The 22,127-nt window shown below is 48.6% G+C and carries 21 protein-coding genes; 4 read left to right on the top strand and 17 right to left on the bottom strand.

Annotated features, from left to right (window positions below; all coding sequences use genetic code 11):
• Position 1 precedes the first annotated feature (1 nt).
• From hisS to PSE6802_RS0113215, 14 genes are all read right to left on the bottom strand, one after another.
• Positions 2–1,282: a histidine--tRNA ligase gene (gene hisS, locus PSE6802_RS0113280; protein ID WP_019500549.1), complete on the bottom strand. Its 1,281-nt coding sequence runs from the start codon at positions 1,280–1,282 to the stop codon at positions 2–4.
• A gap of 33 nt (positions 1,283–1,315) precedes the next feature.
• Complete coding sequence (locus PSE6802_RS0113275) at positions 1,316–1,588, bottom strand: hypothetical protein (protein ID WP_019500548.1); 273 nt, start codon at positions 1,586–1,588, stop codon at positions 1,316–1,318.
• Positions 1,581–1,895 carry a photosynthetic electron transport-dependent transcriptional regulator PedR gene (gene pedR, locus PSE6802_RS0113270; protein WP_019500547.1) on the bottom strand — a complete coding sequence of 105 codons (315 nt, stop codon included), beginning with the start codon at positions 1,893–1,895 and terminating at the stop codon, positions 1,581–1,583. The genes PSE6802_RS0113275 and pedR overlap by 8 nt, the downstream gene beginning before the upstream one ends.
• 151 nt (positions 1,896–2,046) lie before the next feature.
• Positions 2,047–2,676 carry a DUF2232 domain-containing protein gene (locus PSE6802_RS28880; RefSeq protein ID WP_019500546.1) on the bottom strand — a complete coding sequence of 210 codons (630 nt, stop codon included), beginning with the start codon at positions 2,674–2,676 and terminating at the stop codon, positions 2,047–2,049.
• Positions 2,669–3,550, bottom strand: a complete 882-nt coding sequence (lgt, locus tag PSE6802_RS0113260; RefSeq protein ID WP_019500545.1) for a prolipoprotein diacylglyceryl transferase — start codon at positions 3,548–3,550, stop codon at positions 2,669–2,671. Before lgt ends, PSE6802_RS28880 begins: the two co-directional genes overlap by 8 nt.
• 13 nt (positions 3,551–3,563) lie before the next feature.
• A complete protein-coding gene (locus PSE6802_RS0113255; protein WP_019500544.1) occupies positions 3,564–4,787 on the bottom strand; it encodes an MlaD family protein in 1,224 nt (407 codons plus the stop codon).
• Between the two features lie 5 nt (positions 4,788–4,792).
• The gene (locus tag PSE6802_RS0113250; RefSeq protein WP_019500543.1) at positions 4,793–5,605 is read right to left on the bottom strand and encodes an ABC transporter ATP-binding protein; all 813 of its coding nucleotides are present in this window, start codon (positions 5,603–5,605) and stop codon (positions 4,793–4,795) included.
• A gap of 373 nt (positions 5,606–5,978) precedes the next feature.
• Positions 5,979–6,785 carry a phosphate ABC transporter ATP-binding protein PstB gene (gene pstB / locus PSE6802_RS0113245; protein ID WP_019500542.1) on the bottom strand — a complete coding sequence of 269 codons (807 nt, stop codon included), beginning with the start codon at positions 6,783–6,785 and terminating at the stop codon, positions 5,979–5,981.
• Between the two features lie 57 nt (positions 6,786–6,842).
• Positions 6,843–7,805 (bottom strand): phosphate ABC transporter permease PstA, encoded by a 963-nt coding sequence (gene pstA / locus PSE6802_RS0113240; protein ID WP_019500541.1) that lies wholly within the window; start codon positions 7,803–7,805, stop codon positions 6,843–6,845.
• Between the two features lie 5 nt (positions 7,806–7,810).
• Positions 7,811–8,770 carry a phosphate ABC transporter permease subunit PstC gene (gene pstC, locus PSE6802_RS0113235; RefSeq protein WP_019500540.1) on the bottom strand — a complete coding sequence of 320 codons (960 nt, stop codon included), beginning with the start codon at positions 8,768–8,770 and terminating at the stop codon, positions 7,811–7,813.
• Positions 8,771–8,789: 19 nt separating this feature from the next.
• Complete coding sequence (locus PSE6802_RS0113230; RefSeq protein ID WP_019500539.1) at positions 8,790–9,866, bottom strand: PstS family phosphate ABC transporter substrate-binding protein; 1,077 nt, start codon at positions 9,864–9,866, stop codon at positions 8,790–8,792.
• Between the two features lie 128 nt (positions 9,867–9,994).
• Positions 9,995–10,192 (bottom strand): 30S ribosomal protein S21, encoded by a 198-nt coding sequence (gene rpsU / locus PSE6802_RS0113225; protein ID WP_019500538.1) that lies wholly within the window; start codon positions 10,190–10,192, stop codon positions 9,995–9,997.
• Positions 10,193–10,305: 113 nt separating this feature from the next.
• Positions 10,306–10,614, bottom strand: coding sequence for an RNA recognition motif domain-containing protein (locus tag PSE6802_RS0113220; RefSeq protein WP_019500537.1), 309 nt, complete (start codon positions 10,612–10,614; stop codon positions 10,306–10,308).
• 94 nt (positions 10,615–10,708) lie between these two features.
• A complete protein-coding gene (locus PSE6802_RS0113215) occupies positions 10,709–11,218 on the bottom strand; it encodes an NUDIX hydrolase (RefSeq protein ID WP_019500536.1) in 510 nt (169 codons plus the stop codon).
• A 174-nt stretch (positions 11,219–11,392) separates the two neighbouring features.
• Here PSE6802_RS0113215 and PSE6802_RS0113210 point away from each other — a divergent pair, with 174 nt between their 5' ends.
• Together PSE6802_RS0113210 and PSE6802_RS0113205 are read left to right on the top strand one after the other, a co-directional pair.
• Positions 11,393–12,709: a M16 family metallopeptidase gene (locus tag PSE6802_RS0113210; RefSeq protein WP_019500535.1), complete on the top strand. Its 1,317-nt coding sequence runs from the start codon at positions 11,393–11,395 to the stop codon at positions 12,707–12,709.
• A gap of 217 nt (positions 12,710–12,926) precedes the next feature.
• Positions 12,927–14,177, top strand: coding sequence for a M16 family metallopeptidase (locus PSE6802_RS0113205; RefSeq protein WP_019500534.1), 1,251 nt, complete (start codon positions 12,927–12,929; stop codon positions 14,175–14,177).
• A 449-nt stretch (positions 14,178–14,626) separates the two neighbouring features.
• On the opposite strand, the gene PSE6802_RS0113195 is transcribed toward PSE6802_RS0113205, so the two are convergent.
• The 3 genes from PSE6802_RS0113195 to PSE6802_RS0113185 all read right to left on the bottom strand — a co-directional run bounded on the left by PSE6802_RS0113195 (position 14,627) and on the right by PSE6802_RS0113185 (position 17,531).
• Complete coding sequence (locus PSE6802_RS0113195; RefSeq protein ID WP_019500532.1) at positions 14,627–16,117, bottom strand: multicopper oxidase family protein; 1,491 nt, start codon at positions 16,115–16,117, stop codon at positions 14,627–14,629.
• Positions 16,118–16,242: 125 nt separating this feature from the next.
• Entirely contained in the window at positions 16,243–16,809 is a 567-nt protein-coding gene (locus PSE6802_RS0113190) for a Uma2 family endonuclease (protein WP_019500531.1), read from the bottom strand.
• A 26-nt stretch (positions 16,810–16,835) separates the two neighbouring features.
• Entirely contained in the window at positions 16,836–17,531 is a 696-nt protein-coding gene (locus PSE6802_RS0113185; RefSeq protein WP_019500530.1) for a J domain-containing protein, read from the bottom strand.
• A gap of 121 nt (positions 17,532–17,652) precedes the next feature.
• On the opposite strand from PSE6802_RS0113185, the gene PSE6802_RS0113180 reads away from it, so the two are divergent.
• Positions 17,653–18,297: a bifunctional 4-hydroxy-2-oxoglutarate aldolase/2-dehydro-3-deoxy-phosphogluconate aldolase gene (locus tag PSE6802_RS0113180; protein ID WP_019500529.1), complete on the top strand. Its 645-nt coding sequence runs from the start codon at positions 17,653–17,655 to the stop codon at positions 18,295–18,297.
• Positions 18,298–22,095, top strand: a complete 3,798-nt coding sequence (locus tag PSE6802_RS0113175) for a hydantoinase B/oxoprolinase family protein (protein WP_019500528.1) — start codon at positions 18,298–18,300, stop codon at positions 22,093–22,095. It abuts the gene before it with no gap.
• Positions 22,096–22,127: the final 32 nt, after the last annotated feature.

Genomic DNA, 22,127 nt, shown 5'->3' with positions numbered 1-22,127 from the left:
CCTATGCTGCTCCATCTAACCTTTGGCGAAATTTGTGCGGATCGTTGAGAATTTCTGATAGAGCGATCGCTTCCTGTTGCCCAGAACTTAGCCATTTAAGCTGAAGGTTCCCAGTTGCTACTTCCGCATCACCAAGAATTAAAGCGGCGATCGCACTATTAGCAGCCCGTTTGAGTTGCTTATCAAATTTAGCAGCGCTCAGGTCTAATTCCACGCAGAATCCAACCCGACGCAGGCTCTGGGCGACCTGTAATGATTTACGCTCTGCCTGTTCCCCTCTGGAGACAACATACAAGTCTGCGATTGCCTTATTCCCCTGCGGCGAGGTAGCTTGCTGCAAAAGCAATACCAGCCTTTCTAAACCGATCGCCCAACCCACAGCAGGCGTATCGGGACCCCCTAATTCTGCCACGAGGCGATCGTAGCGTCCGCCTCCACAGACGGCTGACTGCGCGCCGAGGTGCGAGGATTGGATCTCGAAGGCAGTGTGAGTATAGTAGTCCAAACCTCTTACGAGGCGGGGATTGAGCTTAAAGGCAATCCCCAGATCGCCTAGCAATGCCTGCACTCGCTCGAAGTGCTTTTGCGACTCCACACTGAGATAGTCGAGGATGCTCGGTGCGGCTTGAGCGATCGCTTGAGTATTGAGATCTTTGCTATCGAGGATGCGCAGGGGATTGCGACTGAGGCGATCGCGCGAGTCAGGATCTAGATCGCTGGCATACGGAGTAAAGTACTCCACCAGAGCTTCTCTATAGGCAGCGCGATCCTCCCCACTACCAACAGAGTTGAGATCGACTACTAAGTCCGTCAGTCCTAACTCGGTCAGAAAATCAGACGCGATCGCAATTACTTCCGCGTCAGCGCGCGGATCCTGACTGCCCAACACCTCCACGCCTAACTGATGAAACTGCCTCTGCCTGCCCGCCTGGGGGCGCTCGTAGCGAAACATCGCCCCTGTATACCACAAACGCTGTACGCCACCCTGGGCATAGAGCTTATGTTCGATAAAGGCGCGCACTGCACCTGCCGTACCTTCCGGTCGGAGCGTGAGGGAGCGATCGCCGCGATCGCTAAAAGTGTACATTTCCTTGCCAACAATATCGCTGGTTTCGCCAATGCCACGGGCGAATAGCTCGGTTGACTCAAACGCTGGCGTGCGAATCTCTGTATAACCAGCTTGAGCGAGAATCCGTCGCGCCACAGACTCAAGTTGATGCCAATAGGCAATTTCAGGAGAAAAGATATCTCGGGTACCGCGAGAAGCTTGCAGGGAAGACATGAAAAATTTTGAGACGAAGAAAAATTATAAAACTCATGTAGTAGCCGCAGAGTCGGTTTGGATCTGCCAACTACCATAACGATCGAGAATTGACCGTACTAGTGCCTGCGATCGCTCTGAAAGGGAGGCCGCACTTATATACATACCAGCAATCTGGCTGGCATCATAACTAAAATCTTGACGATCTTGCCAAATCAGATCGATAGTCACACCATCTACCTGCGATAAATGCGTTGCTAACTCTCTGTACATTGCGAGTGGTAACTCGGGTTTATAGGCGATCCTGATGCGATCTCCGCTAAACACTCTGCAATCCTTCCTCTTTCACTTTAGCCTTATTAGGTTTAGCGATCGTGCAGCAATTAACTTCGTCAATACAAACCTTGCCCCACTGGAGCGCCCAACGCACCAACGCCACGCGATTATCCGTATGGGTTTTGGTCAGGATATTACTAATGTGATTGTCCACAGTGCGCTTGCTGATGGCTAGCTCAACTGCAATCTCTTGATTGGTCAACCCAGCAGCCACCAGCTCGATCACCTGAAGTTCTCGTTCAGAAAGGCTTATGGGAGATGGGCTTTGCGAATGATCGAGCTCTATGATGTTGGTCATGGCGACAATAAGTTTAACTACTTAGTGACTGTACCACTATCCTAGCAACTATGGGATCGCTGTGGATGTGAGATCGCGTCTGTTTTTCAGAATAGGTAACATAAATTTGCGTTATTGCCAACCTTTAAAACATCACAGCGATTTCGAGTCCCTAAACTAGAAGCGCTTCTTCCAACCACTTGGGTGCGGGCGGGATCGGGTTTCCTAAGCGATCGAGTAACATCCATGCCACCAAATGCACCAGCAACATGTACATAAAATTACTGAAAATTATGGCGGCGATAATAAAAGCCTGAACTACCAGTAGCTCTGGTTCATCTAAGGAGCCAAACAACTGGAGCAACCAGGAAATAAAGCTCGTAATCTGCACGGTTGCGTATGTCCAAATGTTTTCACCTAGCAGTACTGAGAGAAATAAAAGTTGAAACAGGGTGCCGAGCGTCCCCGTTAGAGTACCCAGACCTAGGGATACCGACCAGGGCGATCGCCGCTTCCATAAAAAACCTAAGAGCACGCCCAGAAACCCATGCGGGATCGCATATTGAATGCTACGAGTCGGCCCCATCAAAACCGTAAGCAAAAGTACGGTGACCACCATTGTTTTCCAGGCTGACTTGCTACCCCAACGCAGATAGGCAAGTGCTGTGGGTATGGGGAAAAACATGCGCAGGAACGGGCCTAGCGGGAAGAAGAAGTTAACTAAAAAAATCATGCCCGTGGCACTGGCTAAAAATGCCGTTTCTACCATTGCCAAAGCCGGATTTAGACGTTTTCTATTCATTTTCGCTATTAATGGCCACAGTATCCCAAAACCTGCCCCGCCGACCGTAGAGCCACCACAAACCCAAAATTCCCAACGCGATGCAAGTTAAGCTAACTACCTGAGCCATACGCAGCGGGCCAAGCATGAGGCTGTCAGTCCGCAATCCCTCGATCCAGAAGCGTCCCGTACTATAGGCGATCGCGTAGATCGTAACAAGCGTACCTGGTTTGGCTTTGGGGAAACGGTTAAAGATAAACATTAATATCCCGAATACCATGAGATTCCAAAGCGATTCGTAGAGAAAGGTGGGATGAAAATAGCCAGGACTATTCTCTAAATCTGGAGGGCGAAAGCAGACCCTAGCGCCATCTTCTCTAACTGAGCAAGGCGGGATAAATAACTTCCAAGGTAGGTCGGTGGGCGAGCCGAAGGCTTCAGAGTTGAAGAAATTACCCCAACGCCCGATCGCCTGACCGAGACTGAGGGATGGCATGACGAGATCGGCAATTTTCCAGAATGAAACTTTATTGCGCCGTGCAAATAGGATCGCGGCGATCGCGCCCCCAATAATAGCGCCGTGGATGGCAATTCCACCCTCCCAAATTGCAAAGACCTTATACCAGGGTTGAAATTGGAATTTTTCATGCCAAGCAAATGCTACGTAATAGGCTCTAGCGCCAGGAATCGCGCCAACTGCCAGCCAGATGACCAGATCTTCCATCAGTTCGGATTTAATCCCGCGTTTTGGGGCTAATCTACTCGCCAGGATAGTACCGACAATCACAGCAGTTGCAATTAATAGCCCGTACCAGCGAATGGCGATCAGGCCAATTTGCAGGCGATCTGAGGGAGAAGTAAATTCAAAAGCAAAGGGCATCATGCTCGAAATCATTACCAGCCAACTCCTATGGTTGCTCTAACGGTTGCTCTAATGGAATAGGATCGGCTTTCTGCTCTGGGGATTTATGGTTGGGATTGTCCTTTGATTTTTTGGTCTTCGCAATGAGAGTAGACTCCTGACTGTTTTCAGGAGCGAGAGGAGAGGCAACGGGAGGAATCACATTGGGAGCGGATGAGAGCAATCCGCTTAAGCCGTTAACCAGGTTGCGAATGTTAGAGCGAAACTTCGGATCGCCAGTCAGTTCGTCTAGATCGGCAGTAATTTTTTGGGTATTAGCAAAAGTAGCGCGGGCTGAATCCAAAGTCTCGCGTAAAGCTGTCAGCGTGTTGGGATTGTTAACTTCACTGGAAAGCTGACGTAGATTAGCGGCTGTTTCCGCCGCATTTTCCGATAGCTTTTGGAGATTTGCCACAAACTTACCATCCTCCAGTAGAGGACGGGTATTGGCGATCAAAGCTTTAGCCTCCTTAGCGGCAGCACTAATGCCATCCAGGGTTTGTGCCAATCTTTCTTTGTTCTCTAGCATCAAGGCATCGGCACGGCTAGCAGTTTGACCGATGCTATTAGCCGCCTGACGAATCGACTCTGCCGTAGTACTGAACTGAGATACTGGCCCTTGGAAAGAATTTATCAGCCTGGTGGCAGACTGAGCTAGAGTTTTGAAGCTTTTAGCTGCTTCATCGGTACTCTTCAGCGTATTATTCAGGTTCGTCAATAGTTCGTTATCGTTGAGCTTGCGGAGCGTCTGACTGGTTTCGCGCACCACCTGGGTAAAATTCACGCCCGTTGTACCTTCAATCGTACTGCCGCGACAAATAATCGCGTTGCGATCGCAGTTCTGACTGAGAGGATCGAGACCAGCAGTACTCTCAGAAGAGGTAGATTTGGGAAAGATATCGATCGCCGTATTGTTTAAAAAGCCACTCTGATTCGTCTCTATAATAGAATTGCGCGGAATTACAAGCTTCGGATTGTCGATCGTCACGCTGACTTTGACACCAGCACTTTCGGCCTGCAAGCTCTGCACTTTACCTACCTGCACGCCTCGGAAGCGCACGGGGCTACCTACACCCAGACCACTGGCATCTTTGAAGTCAATCACAAAGGAAAAAGCTTCTCCACCTCCAGGGCGAAAGCCTCGCAGCCATAGCAACCCACCACCAAATACCGCCACACCAGCCACAATTAGCAGACCCAGGGTACCTTCTCGGATTGTTCTTGCTTGCATTTACTTCATGCCTCCCTATCCAGAATTTGAATTGGTCCGTTAATGCTACCGCTAAAAAATTGGCGGATATGAGGATTATCAGTTGCATCTAGCTCATCAACACTCCCCTGCCAACACACTTTACCACCATACAACATGATGACACGATCGGCTGTACGGCGGATGGTACTGTCCTGGTGGGTGACTACGACGTAGCTATCGCAGGCGTTTTGCTCGTCTTTGAGGTTGCAAATCAAGTCTTCAATAACCGTGGAAGCAACTGGGTCTAAGCCAGCCGTAGGCTCATCGTAAAGCAGTACGTGCTTGCTCTGTTTAGACGATTCCTGAGCGGTGGGGTCGGTAATAATTGCCCGCGCCAGACTGACGCGCTTGCGCATACCGCCGGATAGTTGACTGGGATAGCGATCGCAAATATTCGACAACCCAACTTGTCTGAGCTTTTCTTCGACAATCTTTAAAATTTCGTGCCTTGTCAAGCGCGAATGCTCGAATAAGTAGAAACCTACATTTTCCGCCACCGTGAGCGAGTCAAACAGTGCCGCCTGCTGAAACACCATGCCAATATTCACGTTACTGTCCGAACCAGCCACCTGGGCCAGACGTTTACCATCAACTAACACTTCACCGCGATCGGGTTCCAGCAAGCCGCTCATAATTCTGAGGATAGTGGACTTGCCTGTCCCAGAGGGGCCGATAATTGCCACCGCCTCACCCGCGTACAGCTTGATGTCTACACCATCGAGGATTGTATTGTTGCCAAAGCGCTTGTGAATTCCCTTAAGCTCCAGTAGCGGCGTAGTTGTAATTGATTCACCCATAGAGCAGTTTAGGTCAGGAGGTAACTACAGCGCGGACAGCAAGACGTACTTTATATAGCTGTAGCCACTAGGCTTAGGACGGGGTGCAGGGGTAGAACACGGCAGTGGCTCTAGGGGGAAACCCCCAAGACCGCCCTGCCTCCCCTGCGTGGGGGCACAACCCCCACACCCCCTGTCCTAATAGATTCTGTCTACGGCTATAAGTCAAAGTTAATTATGCCTAATATTACCTGAAGACTGAAAGTCGCGGCTACACAAACTAAAGTCCGCGCAGGCGGACTTCGAGTAGAAAGGGTTAACTAAACAGAATTTGGAACGAGACGATCGGCTACAAACTCGTTCGTGTTGGTGGTATTTGACGAAAATCTAGCAATTAGCCAAAGCGACCGCTGATGTACTCCTCGGTGGCGACTTTAGTCGGGTTGCCAAAAATTACCGAAGTGCGATCGAATTCCTCTAGTTTGCCAGTCCGCTGACCGCGCTTGTCGAGTTCCGTGTTAAAGAAAGCCGTCATATCTGAAACCCGCGATGCCTGTTGCATGTTGTGCGTGACAATCACGATCGTGTAGCGCTGCTTGAGTTCCTGCATCAACTCTTCGATCCGCAGGGTTGAAATGGGATCGAGTGCCGAACACGGTTCGTCCATCAGAATTACCTCTGGTTGCACGGCGATCGCCCTGGCAATACACAACCGTTGCTGCTGACCGCCGGATAGAGCCAGGCCGCTTTCCTTGAGTTTATCCTTGACCTCATCCCAGATAGCGGCTTGTTTGAGCGATCGCTCTACCAACTCGTCCATATTGCCCTTATAGCCATTGATACGCGGGCCAAAGGCAATATTTTCGTAAATGGATTTTGGGAATGGGTTAGGACGCTGAAACACCATGCCAATATGACGGCGCACCGCGACTGGATCGATACTGGAAGCATACAGATCCTGTCCGCCAAATTTGATGCTGCCCGTCACCTTAGCACCCACAATTAGATCGTTCAGACGGTTAAAACAACGTAAAATCGTACTCTTGCCGCAGCCTGAAGGACCAATAAAGGCAGTGATTTGATTTTTTTGGATATCCAGATCGACATCGGAAACAGCGGGGAATGCCGAACTGTAAAAAACAGAGACGTCCCTAGCACTAATGATTGCAGTAGGTTTATCGCTTGATTTACCTGAATTCATTTTCTTACTTAAGGTTTTTAAGAGTGGGCTAAATATGGATGGGTAATATTTAGAGAGCTAGTTGGCTCGGTTACGTAGAAAAATCGCAAAGGCATTCATTCCCAATACCACTAGCATGAGTAAAATAATCCCAGCGGAAGCAAGCGTTCTGTATTCGTCTTTAGCATCGCTTACCCATTCGTAAATTTGATAGGGCAATACTGAGAAATAGTTATCTTTTGACCATACAGTATTGACAAAAAGCCGATTTATTTGACCGCTAAACAAAGCTGACAAATTAATGAGAGAAATATTTGGATTAGTAAGAACGGTTCCCACACCCAGAACAACTAATGGCGCAGTTTCACCTACTCCGCGAGAAGTAGAAATGATTACTCCAGTCATAATACCTGGTAAAGCCATTGGCAGAACGTGGTGGCGAATAGTTTGCCACTTGGTAGCCCCCACACCATAGGAAGCTTGCCGAATAGACTGTGGCACGGCACGGATAGATTCCCTTGCTACTACAATAATCGGCGGCAAAATGAGTAATGATATGGTTAAAACACCAGCCATCAGTACGGCTCCACCGCCATAAAGACCGCGCACAAACAAACCCAACCCCAGGATGCCATAGACAATTGAAGGTACGCCCGCCAGGTTGTAAATATTCAGATCGATAAAATCCGTCAGCCAATTCTTAGGTGCGTATTCCTCCAAGTAAATCGCGGACGCTACACCAACTGGGATGGACAGTAGCAACACAAACACTAACATTCCCAACGATCCCAACAGAGCCACCCTAAATCCAGCTTGAGATGCATCCAAAGAGTCGGGGGGATTCGTAATTAGTCCTAAATTAAGCCTTGGCAAGCCATCATGAACGATGTCAACAATTAAAACTGCTAGAATGACCAATCCAAACAGAGTAGCGAGCAAACAAGCAGTGGCAAAAATGCTTCCTTCTGTTTGTCTTTTTGCTAACTTAGGTTCAAATAAATTTTCGGCAGCGATGCTTGGTAAGCCTTCTGTATTCGCCATAAATCTTAGTCGTATTTCTCTTGGAAACGTTTGGAGATCTGCTTGCTAATGATGTTCAGAATCAAAGTAATGATAAATAGGGTCATACCAACTGCAAACAAAGCTTCGTACTCGATACTGCCATAGCGAGCATCACCTTTAGTAACCTGGGTAATGTAAGCAGTCATAGTTCCAACGGTTTGACGCGGATCAAAGGTCAGGTTGGGTTTCTGTCCTGCCGCGATTACAACAATCATCGTTTCGCCCACCGCCCGCGAGATCCCCAGGATGATTGCTGCAATAATACCCGATAGGGCAGCGGGCATTACTACCTTAGTCGTCACTTCTTTTTTAGTTGCACCCAAACCGTAGGCTGCGTCTCGTAAAGCCTGCGGTACGGCTCGCATAGAATCCGCTGTAATAGAAGCTACTGTAGGGATAATCATTACTGCCATCACTAACCCAGCACTGAGAGCGTTAAAGCCTTCTAGTCCAGGAATGAATAGCTTCAGAAAAGGCGTCACGAGTAGTAAGGCAAAGTAGCCATAGACAACCGTAGGTACTCCAGCTAACAGCTCCACCAAAGGACGCAGAATTTTGGAGACGCGGGGTCGGGCGTACTCGCTTAAGTAAACTGCAGTTGCTAAACCCAATGGCGTTGCAACCAGCATAGCAATAGTTGCGACCAGAATTGTCCCGCTAATTGTCGGCCAGATACAGAAATTTTTATCCTCAAACTGGGGGGTCCAGGTACAGGAGTGCACACCGTTTTTAGTACTACCTAAAAAGAATTCACCTAAGCTCACTTGAGAGAAAAATTTCAATGTCTCCTCAGTTAAAACATAGATAATACCCAGGGTAGTCAACACTGACACCAGAGCGCATAGGAAAAGCGCGATCGCGATCGCCAGCTCTGTAAAGTTACGAGAGACTCGCTTATTAAGATCGAGATCTGAGCTTTGTGAAGATTCTGACAAGCTTGCCATCTAAATCCCTATTTATTTCCTACTTGAGATCTTTAGCGAGAAGTTCGGCGATCGATTTACCGGCATGTTCGCCAGAGAATGTGGTGCCGGTTTTACCTTCCTTCAACCGTTCCTTTACTTTTGGCAGTGCCTCGTTGGGCAACGTGACGTAACCTACTTTGCGCACCAAAGCTTCGTCTTGAGCCAGGTAGAAATCCATAAAAGCTTTAACTTCCGGACGTTCCAAGGATTTCTTGTTCACGTACACAAACAGAGGGCGAGATAGGGGAGCGTATTTACCAGAGTTAATATTTTCAATGGTTGGTGCAACGCAGCCCTTACCAGCATCAATTTCAACTGCGCTCAGTTTGTTGGCGTTTGCTTCATAGTAGGCAACCCCAAAGTAGCCCAGACCACCTTTACTACCAACTACACCCTGTACGAGAATATTGTCGTCTTCGCTGGGTTGGTAATCGGTACGACTGGCCTTTGACTTGCCGTTAACTGCCTCTGTGAAGTAGTCAAACGTACCTGAATCTGGGCCAGGGCCAAATAAGCTTAGTTTTTCATCTGGGAATGAATCTTTCACTTGCTTCCAGTTGTTTACTTTGCCCTGAGAATCAGGAGACCACATCTTCTTAAGCTCGTCTACGGTTAGGCATTTTGCCCAGGTATTCTCTTTGTTCACAACCACAGTCAAGCCGTCAACTGCGATTGGTAATTCCACAAACTCAACTTTGTTCTTGGCACAATCCTCAGCTTCTTTGGACTTAATGGGGCGAGAAGCGTTGGAAATATCAGTATCGCCAGAGCAAAATTTCTTAAAGCCACCTCCAGTGCCGCTAGTACCAACAGGCACCTTGACTCCTGAATTAACTTTAGAAAATTCTTGAGCTACAGCTTTACTAATTGGCGCAACCGTGCTGGATCCATCTATTCTAATGCTACCGCTTAAGCTTTCAGTAGTTGCAGCATTAGGACTAGAGCCTGTTTGGGCTGGTTGTGTCGTGGTGCCCACATTAGTCGCAGTATTGTCACCACAAGCAACCAAAGCTAGAGCCATCATTACTGTTGCAGCAACAATGCTTGGACGGGATTTGAAAATTTTTAAAGCCATGAGAATTTAGTTTTTTTAACACAAGCACAGGTTGTCAATCCTGATACTAAACTGCCTGTATTAATTAAAGGTTAAGTCAGCGCAAAGGCAAGGTTAAATTTGGGTTAAGTCACATTTGCGTAGTTCGATTATTTAAGTCGAAAGGTAGATTTATGCTTTCTTCGCTTGTGCTTAGCATTTGCCTTTCGCTTACTTTTTTGTAAAGGTGTTTCAAAGTAACGATGCTTTTTTATATCTGCAAAAATATCTGCTCTAATTACTTGCCGCTTAAATCGGCGCAAGGCTGATTCAATCCCTTCATTCTCGCCAAGAATTATCTGGGTCACGCACGCTCTCCTTAATCTTAAGAAATTTCCATGGATTATGTGCAACTAAAACGTAGAGTGCAGACGAAGCGACTGCACTCCAAATAGTAAAACTAAGTTTTTAGCTGCCAAACTTAATAGCGGCGAGAAGTTCTATTGCCACCGCCTCTACGATCGCCGCCACCAGAAAAATTACGATCTTCTCGGGGTCTTGCCTTATTAACTTTGAGGTCGCGCCCCATCCATTCTGCACCATCTAAAGCTTCGATGGCCGCCGTTTCCTCTGTTTCAGTATCCATTTCCACAAAGCCAAACCCGCGCATGCGTCCAGTTTCTCGATCGGTTGGGAGTTGAACCCGTTTGACCGAGCCATACTCTGCAAATACATTGGTTATATCCTGCAGTGTGACTTCGTAGGATAAGTTGCCGACATAAATTGACATTAAAATTGTCTCCGAAAATTTAAGTGATGTAGAGAGCTAGATTCGGAGATAGTCTGTAAAAACAAAGTAATGAACCGAATAAGTCTACTGAGCCTCATCCTAGCACAGATGACCTGAAATAGCCGATCCCCATATGCACGAATTCTAACAAGATTTGTTGATGTGGGAATGCAATGGGGCGAACTTGTTTGGCGATCGCGGAATAGCACTCCCCTGTTTGAATATCCTCCACCGATACCCAAGCCATATCCCAGCCCTCACCCAACTTGAGATCGTCAATATCAACGCTTAGTTCGGCATGGTAAACGTACCGGATTACACCTGGACGGGGATATGTCCCAAATAGATTGACAACTGGTGGAGCATAGCCGATTTCTTCTAGTAATTCGCGTTTTAGCCCCTGCTCTGAATCTTCTCCGGGTTCCAGGTGCCCACCAAACAAAGCCCAACAACCAGGATGAATTATGTTAGGAATGTTATCGCGCAGTTGGAGCAGGAATTTACTTTGACGGGAGAGGATCGCGATCGCCACCTGGATTTCTGGCTCTTCGTTGCGATCTTGACTGTTGCGATCTTGACTAATGTTATGACTTTTGGGGTTCACTGTTTAGCTTGCCGACGATATGGTAACTATCCAAGAATAATCCCAGCCCGATCCTATATATCACAACCCCCATCACCCCTCACCCAATTCCCAATTTTGTATTTTTTGCTACTTTATGTGTCGGCGAATACTTGAATAATTTAATCTTAAGAAATTATTGATTTTACATACAACGTGCCAATTACCTGTAGCAGGATCGCGGAAAAATCTAGTCTAGGCGCAACGTTTCTAAAACTAGACAATGGCTTAACACTAATTCATCAAGAACTTCCCGCCACTTCAGTTGTCAGCGTCGATGTGTGGGTAAAGGCGGGAACTACTGCCGAGCCAGAAGAATGGTCTGGGATGGCTCATTTTCTGGAACACATGATTTTTAAGGGCACTGACACGATCGTGCCAGGTGAGTTTGACTGTTTGATCGAATTAGAAGGCGGGGTTGCCAATGCCGCCACCAGTCACGACTACGCCCATTACATGTTCACGACTGCATCCAGCAGCTTTGCCTCTACGATGCCCTACTTGGCAGAAATGCTGCTAAATGCCAGTATCCCCGATTGCGAGTTCGAGCAGGAGCGCTTAGTCGTACTCGAAGAAATGCGCCAATCCCAGGATGACCCTGACTGGTTGGCATTTCAAAACCTGATGCAGACTGCCTACGGGCAGCATCCCTATAACCGCTCGGTACTGGGTTCAGAGGAAATCTTACTGAGCTTGACCCCAGAACACATGCGCTGCTTTCATCGCAGTTGCTATCGTCCCGAACTGATGACTGTAGCGGTGGTGGGCGCGATCTCGCAGGAAGAGGCGATCGCGGTTGTGTCCGAGTCCTTCGCTGGGTGCCAATTGCCTTTCAACTCCACTAGCTCCAGTCAGGTACAGTTAGCCGATCTCGATCTGGCATGCCTGCCCGCTCTATTGGATATTCGCCGTCACACCGAGCACCTGCCGCGCCTGCAACACGGTCGCATGACGATGGCCTGGATCGGCCCCTGTGTCGATCGCTTGGAAGATGCTTTGCAACTGGAACTGGTCTCCACCATTCTGGCGGAAGGACGTACTTCGCGTTTGGTTAAAGAGTTGCGGGAAGAGTTGGGCTGGGTGCACGATATTAGTAGCGGGTTCACCATGCAAAAAGAGCCAGGACTGTTTACCGTTGGCGCGTATCTGGATAGGCAATACCTGGAGCCAGTCGAGCACAAGATCTTAGAACAGATTCATCAAATTACCACCACCCCCGTTACAGAAGCAGAACTGAAACGTGCCAAACGTTCCCTCTGTAATAGCTTTGCATTCGCAGTCGAGTCTCCGCATCAACTTGCCAGCTTTTTAGGGTACTATGGCTTACTCGGTTGCCAGGGGCTGTGCTCTGATTGGTCGGAGGTTTACGCTAATACGATCGCGAAGGTGCAACCGCAGGATCTACTGCAACTAGCTCAGAAGTACTTATCGCCCCAAAAATATGCGATCGCTACTCTGCTACCCCCCACCTGAGGAGATTTACAGAATAGAAATTATAGCCGTAGACAGATTGGTGATTACAGTGGGTGTGGGGGCTACGTCCCCACGCCGGGGTTTCATCCCTGCACCCCGTCCTCAGCCTATGGACTATAGCTATAGCAGAAAATTCACCGTCTTGCGTAGGGGGCGAACGGCTGTTCGCCCCTAAAAGGGGTAAAAATTTTCTAAGGATCCGCTCACAAATTTACATATGCAGCGCCAACATCACCGCCAGGTTTTAGACAATGGAATAACAGTGCTAGTAGTAGAGAATCCTACGGCTGACATTGTGGCGACGCGCTGTTTTTTGCGAGGTGGTACTAGTTTAGAGCTGCCGCCCACAATTGGTATATCGCATCTCGTTGCTGCTTTAATTACTAAAGGAACGGTTAATTTCTCGTCGCAAGAGATCGCCGAGCAGGTGGAATCGATTGGTGCTTCTTTGGGAACGGAAGCCGCTGTGGATTATTTTTTACTCAGCTTTAAAACCATTAGTTCTGACTTTGCGGAGATTTTGCATTTAGCGGCAGAAATTTTGCGATCGCCCACATTTCCAGATAGCGAACTAGAACTGGAGCGCCGCCTTACCTTGCAAGCGATCGCCGCGCAGCAAGAGCGCCCCTTCTCGGTTGCCTACGAACAGCTACAGCCTTTGATTTATGGCGCTCACCCCTATGGATTTCCTGGCCTAGGTAAAGCAGATACGATTAGCAGTATCAGTCAGGCAGACCTGGTTGAATTTCACCAAACTCAATTTCGTCCCGATCGCATGGTGGTTAGTATTGCTGGACGCATCGATCCCGTCAGCGCGATCGTGCAAATCGAAAAAGCCTTTGGGGACTGGCAGATCCCAGATCGCTCGTTTCCGATTATTGATATGAAGGCTCAATTCAATCCTCAGGTTGTCTCTACAGCGCAGGATACTCAGCAAGCGATCGTGATGCTGGGTTACCCCGCACCCGCCGTTACTTCGACCGACTACGCTGCTTTAAAATTGATTGCAACTTATTTAGGCAATGGGCTTTCCAGCCGCTTGTTCGTGGAGTTGCGGGAGAAGCAGGGACTGGCGTACGAGGTTTCAGCCTTTTATCCCACCCGGCTCCACACATCCCAGTTCGTCGCCTACATGGGCACGGCACCGCACAACACGCAATCGGCCTTAGATGGCTTGCGTTCCGAATGCGATCGCCTGAGGCACGCCCCCTTAGAACCTGAGGAAATCGAAACTGCAAAAAGCAAGCTCCTGGGGCAATATGCGCTAGGAAAGCAAACCAACAGCCAGATTGCCCAGATATTTGGCTGGTACGAAACATTGGGCTTAGGCCTGGACTTCGATCCCAAATTTACGACGCTAGTCGAAGCCGTCACCGTTGAAGATTTACAAAGGGCAGCCAACACCTATCTCTCCACCCCAGCAATTTCCCTGGTAGGGCCAGCTAGCGCTCTAGAGATTAAGTCATAGAAAACCAGTGTTGCAAATCATAAATTTTGCAACATGGGGGAATGGGGGCTTTGCCTCCAGAAGGGGGTTCACCCCCTCCAAAACTTTTGTTTTGGGGTACCGGATCTTACTCGAAATCTCAGATAATTGAATTTATCTCATGCAATATCTCATGCTGACAGATTAAAAACCGTAACCCGAACGCCTGCCTATTGGAAGAAAAAACCTGCGAACACCAGCGGTACGAATATAATGGCAACTGCAATGAAAAAGAGCGTTCCAGGAAGACTTTCTTCGGCTTTGTCAACTTCTTTTTGTCGATCGCTCATTTTACACCTCCCTAGAAAACAAGCATCTATATCTAGATTTTAACCTATACTTAACCTTGTAACGAAACTAGTTAACATCACTTCTCAATTTAAAGGTTTAGATCGTAGACTGATGTTAGGCAGCGATATGCTGTTTCTTCCCTACAAAGGTGGTGCTGGCAGAGGCTGGGCAGGTACTGACATGGGGTCAGGACCACCCTGCCCTACTTCAAACTGAGTCATCATGTCATGGTCTTCATGCACGATGTTATGGCAGTGCATCATATATTTGCCTGTATGGGGGCCAAACTTGGCAACTACCCTGACTGTCTGGTTCTCACCCACATAGAAAACATCCTTCCACCCGCGTTCGTAGGGTAGTGGCGGCGAACCGTTGCGATCCAGGAGTTGCAAGTCAACCAGATGTATATGTACGGGATGAATCCATCCTCCTCCCGCTCCAACTAGATTCCAAATCTCGATGCCATCTAAATTGGGATTAGCATCCACGCGATGGCGATTCCAAGTCTGGTTGTTAATCGTCCATTGGTTACCGCCGCGACCAAACCGAAACGTTCTGACTGGGGTAGTAGCAGATACTGGGATTGGTTGCACCAAACGTAATTTATCGGGAAGCGAGCTATCGTCGCTTTCGCGACGCACGACATCAAAGCACATAATCTCACTCGTACGTGCATCGATATCGCCATTAGTAGGGAGAATGGGATTTCTCAGAATAACTCTGGTGCCAATGGGATATTTAGAGAAGTCAACGATGAAACCATAGCGCTCTGCCATCGCCAACCGTAGCGTTTTTGTCCTGACTGGAGCGCTTAATAAACCAGCATCGGAACCTATGACAATCAAATCGTCACCAGTACTGAGAGATAGCTGACAGGTGCGAGAAGCTCCAGCATTCAAGATGCGGAAGCGATATTTGCGGTTTGCCACCTCCATGCGCGGCCAGGGTACGCCGTTAACCAACATGACATCGCCATAAAGACTCCTTTGACCGCGATCGTCAAAGATTAACGAACCATCGATCGCAAATTTCTTGTCTTGAATAATCAAAGGCACCTCATATTCACCCTGAGGTAAATTCAAACTGCGTTCGACATCGTCTTCGACGATATACATGCCTGCCAAACCCATGTAGACGTTACGGGAAGTATGGCGAATAGCATGATCGTGGTACCACAGGGTTGAAGCGCGGTTGTTGGGATAGCGATAATCTTTGTAATAGCCAGGTGGGATTAAATCTTCGGCATAGCCATCGTATTGTGGCAGTGAAGCCATGCCATGCAAGTGAATTGAAGTACTGACATCCAGATTGTTAATAAATCGGACGACTGATTTGCGATCGCGTTGTTGTCTAATTGTAGGCCCCGGTGAAATGCCGTTGTAGCCCCAGATTTCTGTTTTAAGGCCGGGCAAAAACTCAACTTGAGCCTTTTGCATGACGATCTCGTAGTAATCGGTCGTGGCATCGCTGCGCGCGGGTTTGAGTTCGGGTGGGAGGCGGAATGGTTGCTCGAAGCGCGGGATTTGGGGACTAAACTGGGCAAGGGCAAGATCGGAGAACCCAAAGGGGGAAAGTAACGCTCCACTACTAGCTAATCCCAGCTTAATTGCTTCTCGTCTAGTGATTTTCATGGCAAATCAACACCATCAATTGTCATTGAATATATCCATGAATATATCCTCTTTAGTTTAAGTTGAGATCGCCAAGAGATAATTATTGACAATTTGTCAAACTTTGTGTTTTTTTGTGATACTGCTTACGATACTTGCAATTCAAATCCTGGTAACACGTCCTCCCCAGATAGCTTAGTTGGGATGGCAACTACTTCTACTGGTTGCCCCAATCGATAAATTTCTACCTGTCGGTTTTGGGGATTAATCAGCCAACCTAAACGCAGACCGTTGTCTAAATATTCCTGCATTTTTTCTTGCAGCGTTTTAAGTGAGTCAGTGCGAGAGCGTAACTCGATCGCAAAGTCCGGACAAAGGGGTGGAAATTTCTCGCGATCGCTCTGTGTTAAACTCTGCCACCGCTCTAGCGATACCCATGCCGCATCAGGGGAACGATTGGCTCCATTAGGCAAGATGAATATGGTAGACGAGCTGAACGTAATTCCCAAATCTGTTTGGCGGTTCCATATTTCTAAATCTGCAATCAGTCCTGCTTCTCGATTACCGCTTTCTCCTCCTACTGGTGGCACGATAATTAACTCTCCTTTAGCGCTGCGCTCTAAGTTTAAGTCTGGATTAGAAATGCACAATTGATAAAACTGTTCGTTACTGAGATGCAGGACGGGTTCTAGATTCAGGACAACAGAATTCATGGTATGGCTCCTTGGGCAAGATTTCCTCACCTACTCAAATTGTGCATGGCGGTTTGGGCGTAACTCCTCATTTCTTCAGCAATGCGCCACATTTCTTGTCCCGTGTGCAGGTGACGATCGTCAAAATTGAGTGTAAAGTAATTTAATTCTTCAATGCCATCTCCCAAAACACTGAGACAATGATAGAGATGAGTAGCAACGCTCGCAACAGAGACTGGATTTGGCATCGCTCGGAATAGGATCTGCGCCTTCGTAAACGAGCCGCGACATTCATCGATATAGTCTTGAAAATTTCCCATTAACTCATCGTCGTAGGGATCGGCGGATAGATCGTCAATTTGTTCGTCGATCGCGCCAAGGATTTCTTCTAATAAATCTGAGATGGGGGTATAGACTTGTCTAATCCACAGGTCTAGTTTTCGCTCTTCATCTAAACTGGATGACCGCGCCGATCGCCCATTAGTAACATTTACACCATCGGATGCTTTAAGGTTAGCAATGCCAAGACTGCGATCGTAGGTGGCACGTGCTTGGGGATTGCCCAGGACTTCGTAGGCAACGTTAATCGCTGATATGCGATCGTGGCTTGCCAGATCGCGGTTGCAGTCGGGATGGAACTGCTTTACCAACCTTCGATAAGCGCGCTTAATCTCAGACTGGGCAGCCTGATGAGTCACACCTAAGGTATGGTAGTGGGTATTGCGATCGGTTAACAGAGACATAAATGCTATTTTAGCGTTCTTGTTGCTAAGGGTTGCCAAGGGTTGCAAACCTACTTCCCGATCGGGCGCGCTCTTGTGCCATGATCGTGCGTATGTTTATTAATTACAAAAACTTACAACCGTGACCGCCTGGTTAAGTTTACTCCAACAACAACGTGTAATTGCTGTAATTCGTGCTACGAACGCGATCGTAGCGCGCGAGATGGCCTTAGCTGCTGCGGCAGGTGGTATTAAGCTGATGGAAATTACCTGGAATACTGACAAGGCAGACTCATTAATTCCTAAACTGCAACAGGAACTACCCGACTGTAAAATTGGCACCGGCACGGTACTTAATCCCGAGATGGCTGCTGAGGCGATCGCCAGTGGTTGCAGTTTTATTTTCACGCCACACACCAGCCCGGAAATTATCGAACTAGGTCGTGCTGCCAACATACCTGTAATCGCAGGAGCGCTGACCCCTACGGAAATCGTTACAGCATGGCAAGCAGGTGCCGCTGCCGTTAAAGTATTTCCAATTAAGTCAGTGGGAGGAGTTAGTTATCTGGAATGTCTCCAACCAGTATTGGGCGATATTCCCCTCATCCCTACGGGTGGTGTCACGGCGGAAAATACTAGTTTATTTCTCGATGCTGGGGCGATCGCCGTGGGTATTTCCAGCAACCTCTTCTGCCATGAAGCAGTAGCTGAGGGCGACTGGACAACTGTAATATCGAAAGCTCAGTTACTCATGCAACAGGTACAACCATTTCAAGGGCGATCGTAAATGGATACCGACATCGATCTTAAGTCCGATCTCTCGCAGTGGCAGTTTTGGATCGATCGTGGCGGTACGTTTACTGATATCGTAGCGCAGAGTCCCAATCGCGAACTTATCGTTCGCAAGTTATTGTCGGAAAATCCCGAGCGATACCAGGATGCTGCCGTTCAAGGAATTCGCGATATTTTAGGCATACCATTCGACATGCCCATTCCCACCGATCGGATCGCAGCAATCAAGATGGGCACGACGGTGGCGACCAACGCGCTTTTGGAGCGGAAGGGCGATCGCACGCTTCTCTTAATTACAAAGGGATTTCGCGATGCTCTGCGCATTGGCGATCAAAAGCGTCCTCAAATTTTTGCCCGTCAGATTATCCTACCGGAAATGCTCTACGAGCGTGTAATTGAGGTAGAGGAGCGCTATACGTCTGACGGTGAGGCATTAATGCCCGTGCAAATTAATGAGTCGCTAATGGAATCCCTACAAGCTGCTTATGACGATGATATTCGCGCCTGTGCCATTGTCTTCATGCATAGCTACCGCTATCCCGAGCATGAAGATCGAGTAGCTGAGATCGCGCGCGCGATCGGCTTCACACAAATCTCTGTGTCCCATCAGGTTAGTCCATTAATGAAATTAGTGGGACGGGGCGATACTACAGTGGTGGATGCTTATCTCTCACCAATTCTACGGCGCTATGTGGAACAGTTACGGGTTGGTTTGCAGGGGGTGGAGGAAGGATGTAGGGGCAGTGCCACCGTGCCTGCCCCAAACCCATCGGTTCCACCAGCGATATCCAACGAAGAAAAAGATAGCATGAGGATTTTATTTATGCAGTCCCATGGGGGACTGACAGATGCGCGGCTATTCCAGGGTAAAGATAGCATTCTGTCGGGGCCAGCAGGGGGGATCGTAGGAGCGGTCAAGACTAGTATGGCAGCAGGGTTTGACAAGATTATTGGATTTGACATGGGAGGGACTTCCACTGATGTCTCCCATTTTAATAGTGAATACGAACGCAGATTTGAAACAGAAGTAGCTGGCGTGCGCTTGCGTACCCCAATGTTATCGATTCATACCGTAGCGGCAGGGGGCGGATCGATTCTCTCGTTCGATGGCGCTCGCTACCGCGTCGGCCCTGCATCAGCAGGAGCTAATCCAGGACCCGCCTGCTATCGTCGTGGTGGCCCGTTGACGGTGACGGACTGTAATGTGATGGTGGGCAAAATACAACCGGCGTACTTCCCTCAGGTGTTCGGTGGATCTGGAAATTTACCGCTTGATGCGGCAATTGTACGGCAAAGGTTTACAACCCTGGCTGCTGCAATTAGCCAGCAAATAGGCGATTCTTCTAGTGGAGATCCAGCGCCGCAACCTCCAGAGCAAGTCGCTGAAGGCTTTCTAACTATCGCGATCGCCACAATGGCAAATGCAATTAAAAAGATCTCGGTGCAACGCGGCTATGACGTGACGGAATATACGCTTTGCTGTTTTGGTGGCGCAGGGGGACAGCACGCCTGTTTAATCGCAGAAGCTTTGGGCATAACCCGAATTTTCATTCATCCTTTGGCGGGCGTACTGTCAGCCTATGGTATGGGCTTAGCCGATCTGCGATCGCTTAAGGATAAAGCCGTAGAGGTGCAGTTAACCGCAGAAATTATCCCCATTCTAAAGTCAACTCTAGACGTACTGGCAATGGAGGCCAAACAAGAGATTATCGCTCAAGGAGTAGAAGATACTTATATCCAGGCAATCCGCCGCGTCTATTTACGCTACGTGGGGACAGATGCGGCATCGATTGTAGAATTCGCGGATGTTGCCACCATGCGATCGCAGTTTGAACGGACATATCGCCAGCGCTATGGCTTCACTATGTCGGATAAAGAATTAATCGTAGAAGCATTGGCTGTTGAGGCGATCGCCCAAATGACGGCAATGGAAGAGCCAATTTTGACAGCGAATAGAACAACACCACTAGAGCCAATTGATACAGTTGAGGTGTACGCGAAAGGGGAATGGCATCGCGTGCCTGTCTATCAACGACGGGATTTGCAGCCTGGCGATCGCGTTCGCGGTGCAGCCTTGATTATCGAACCGACAGGTACCAATGTCATCGAACCGGGTTGGTACGCAGAATTAACCGCACGGAATCATTTGATTATCGTCCAGTTCGCGGGCGATAAAAACGGTAGGGACAGTGCCCCCGTGCCTGCCCTCGATAGATCGCCGCAATCCAGCGAGAACGATCGCTACAGACATCCCGATCCAGTGCTGTTGGAAATTTTTAATAACCTGTTTCGCGCGATCGCTGAGGAAATGGGTATTACGCTCCAAAATACCAGCTATTCGGTCAATATCAAAGAGCGTTTGGATTTCTCCTGCGCCATTTTTGACGAAGAGGGGCAGTTAGTGGCAAACGCACCGCATATTCCCGTGCATTTGGGTTCGATGAGCGAAAGTATTCGTGCTTTGATTGCAGCGAAAGGCGATACGCTCAAACCTGGAGATGTCTATCTCTCCAATAATCCCTATAACGGCGGTACCCATTTGCCCGACATTACTGTGATGACTCCGGTTTTCCCTGTTGATTCTAAAGCAGCAGATATAGCCCGCCCAATATTCTATGTAGCATCGCGCGGACACCATGCCGACATTGGCGGTATCACACCTGGTTCCATGCCGCCCTACAGCACCACTATCGAGCAAGAAGGGATTTTGCTCGACAACATCCAACTCGTGGATCGAGGCAGATTCCTAGAAACAGAAATTGCGGAGCTTTTGAAAAGTGGTAGTTACCCCGCGCGCAACTCCACTCAGAATCTTGCAGATCTTCAAGCCCAGGTTGCTGCCAACGAACGCGGTGTGGCAGAACTATATCGCACGATCGCCCATTATGGACTAGAAAAGGTGCAGGCATACATGCAGCACGTTCAGGATAATGCTGAGGCATCGGTACGTCGAGCGATCGATGTTTTAAGTAATGGCAGCTTCACCTATCTCACTGATGCGGGCAATCGAATTCAGGTGCGGCTCGAGATCGATCGCACCGATCGCTCTGCCACAGTTGACTTTACTGGAACGTCCCCTCAACAGTTGAGTAACTTTAACGCACCGCTAGCTGTATGTAAGGCAGCCGTTCTCTATGTATTTCGCACCCTAGTAGATGATGATATCCCCCTCAATGCGGGATGTCTGAAACCGCTGAAGATAATCGTGCCAGAAGGCTGCCTGCTCAATCCCAAATTTCCGGCTGCGGTAGTAGCTGGTAATGTGGAGACTTCGCAGGCGATCGTGAATGCTTTATACGGTGCACTTGGTATTCTCGCTGCTTCCCAAGGTACGATGAATAACTTCACGTTTGGGAATGAAAAATATCAATATTATGAGACTATTTGCGGTGGTTCTGGGGCAGGCGCAGGTTTCAGTGGTACTGATGCCGTCCAAACCCACATGACTAACTCTCGCCTTACCGATCCTGAAGTGCTGGAGTGGCGCTTCCCAGTTCTAATTGAGGATTTTGCGATTCGCCCCAACAGTGGCGGTGAGGGGCGATACAGTGGTGGCAACGGTGTAACGCGACGCATACAATTTCGCGAAGCAATGACAGCGGCAATTTTGTCAGGGCATCGAGTAGTTGCACCGTTTGGCTTGCAGGGAGGAAGCGCGGGTCAAGTCGGTCGCAATTCAGTACAGCGCCGCAATGGGGAAGTTGAAATTCTAGCCAGCAGTGCCGCCGTACAGATGCAACCTGGCGATGTATTTGTAATTGAAACACCCGGAGGCGGAGGATTCGGGAAATAATCTGAGTAGTTATTAGGGTGGGCAGCGACCAC

The organism is Pseudanabaena sp. PCC 6802, assembly GCF_000332175.1.
Classification (GTDB): domain Bacteria; phylum Cyanobacteriota; class Cyanobacteriia; order Pseudanabaenales; family Pseudanabaenaceae; genus PCC-6802.
Note: the sequence above shows the minus strand (reverse complement) of the source record. Positions and strands in the feature narration are given on the sequence as shown.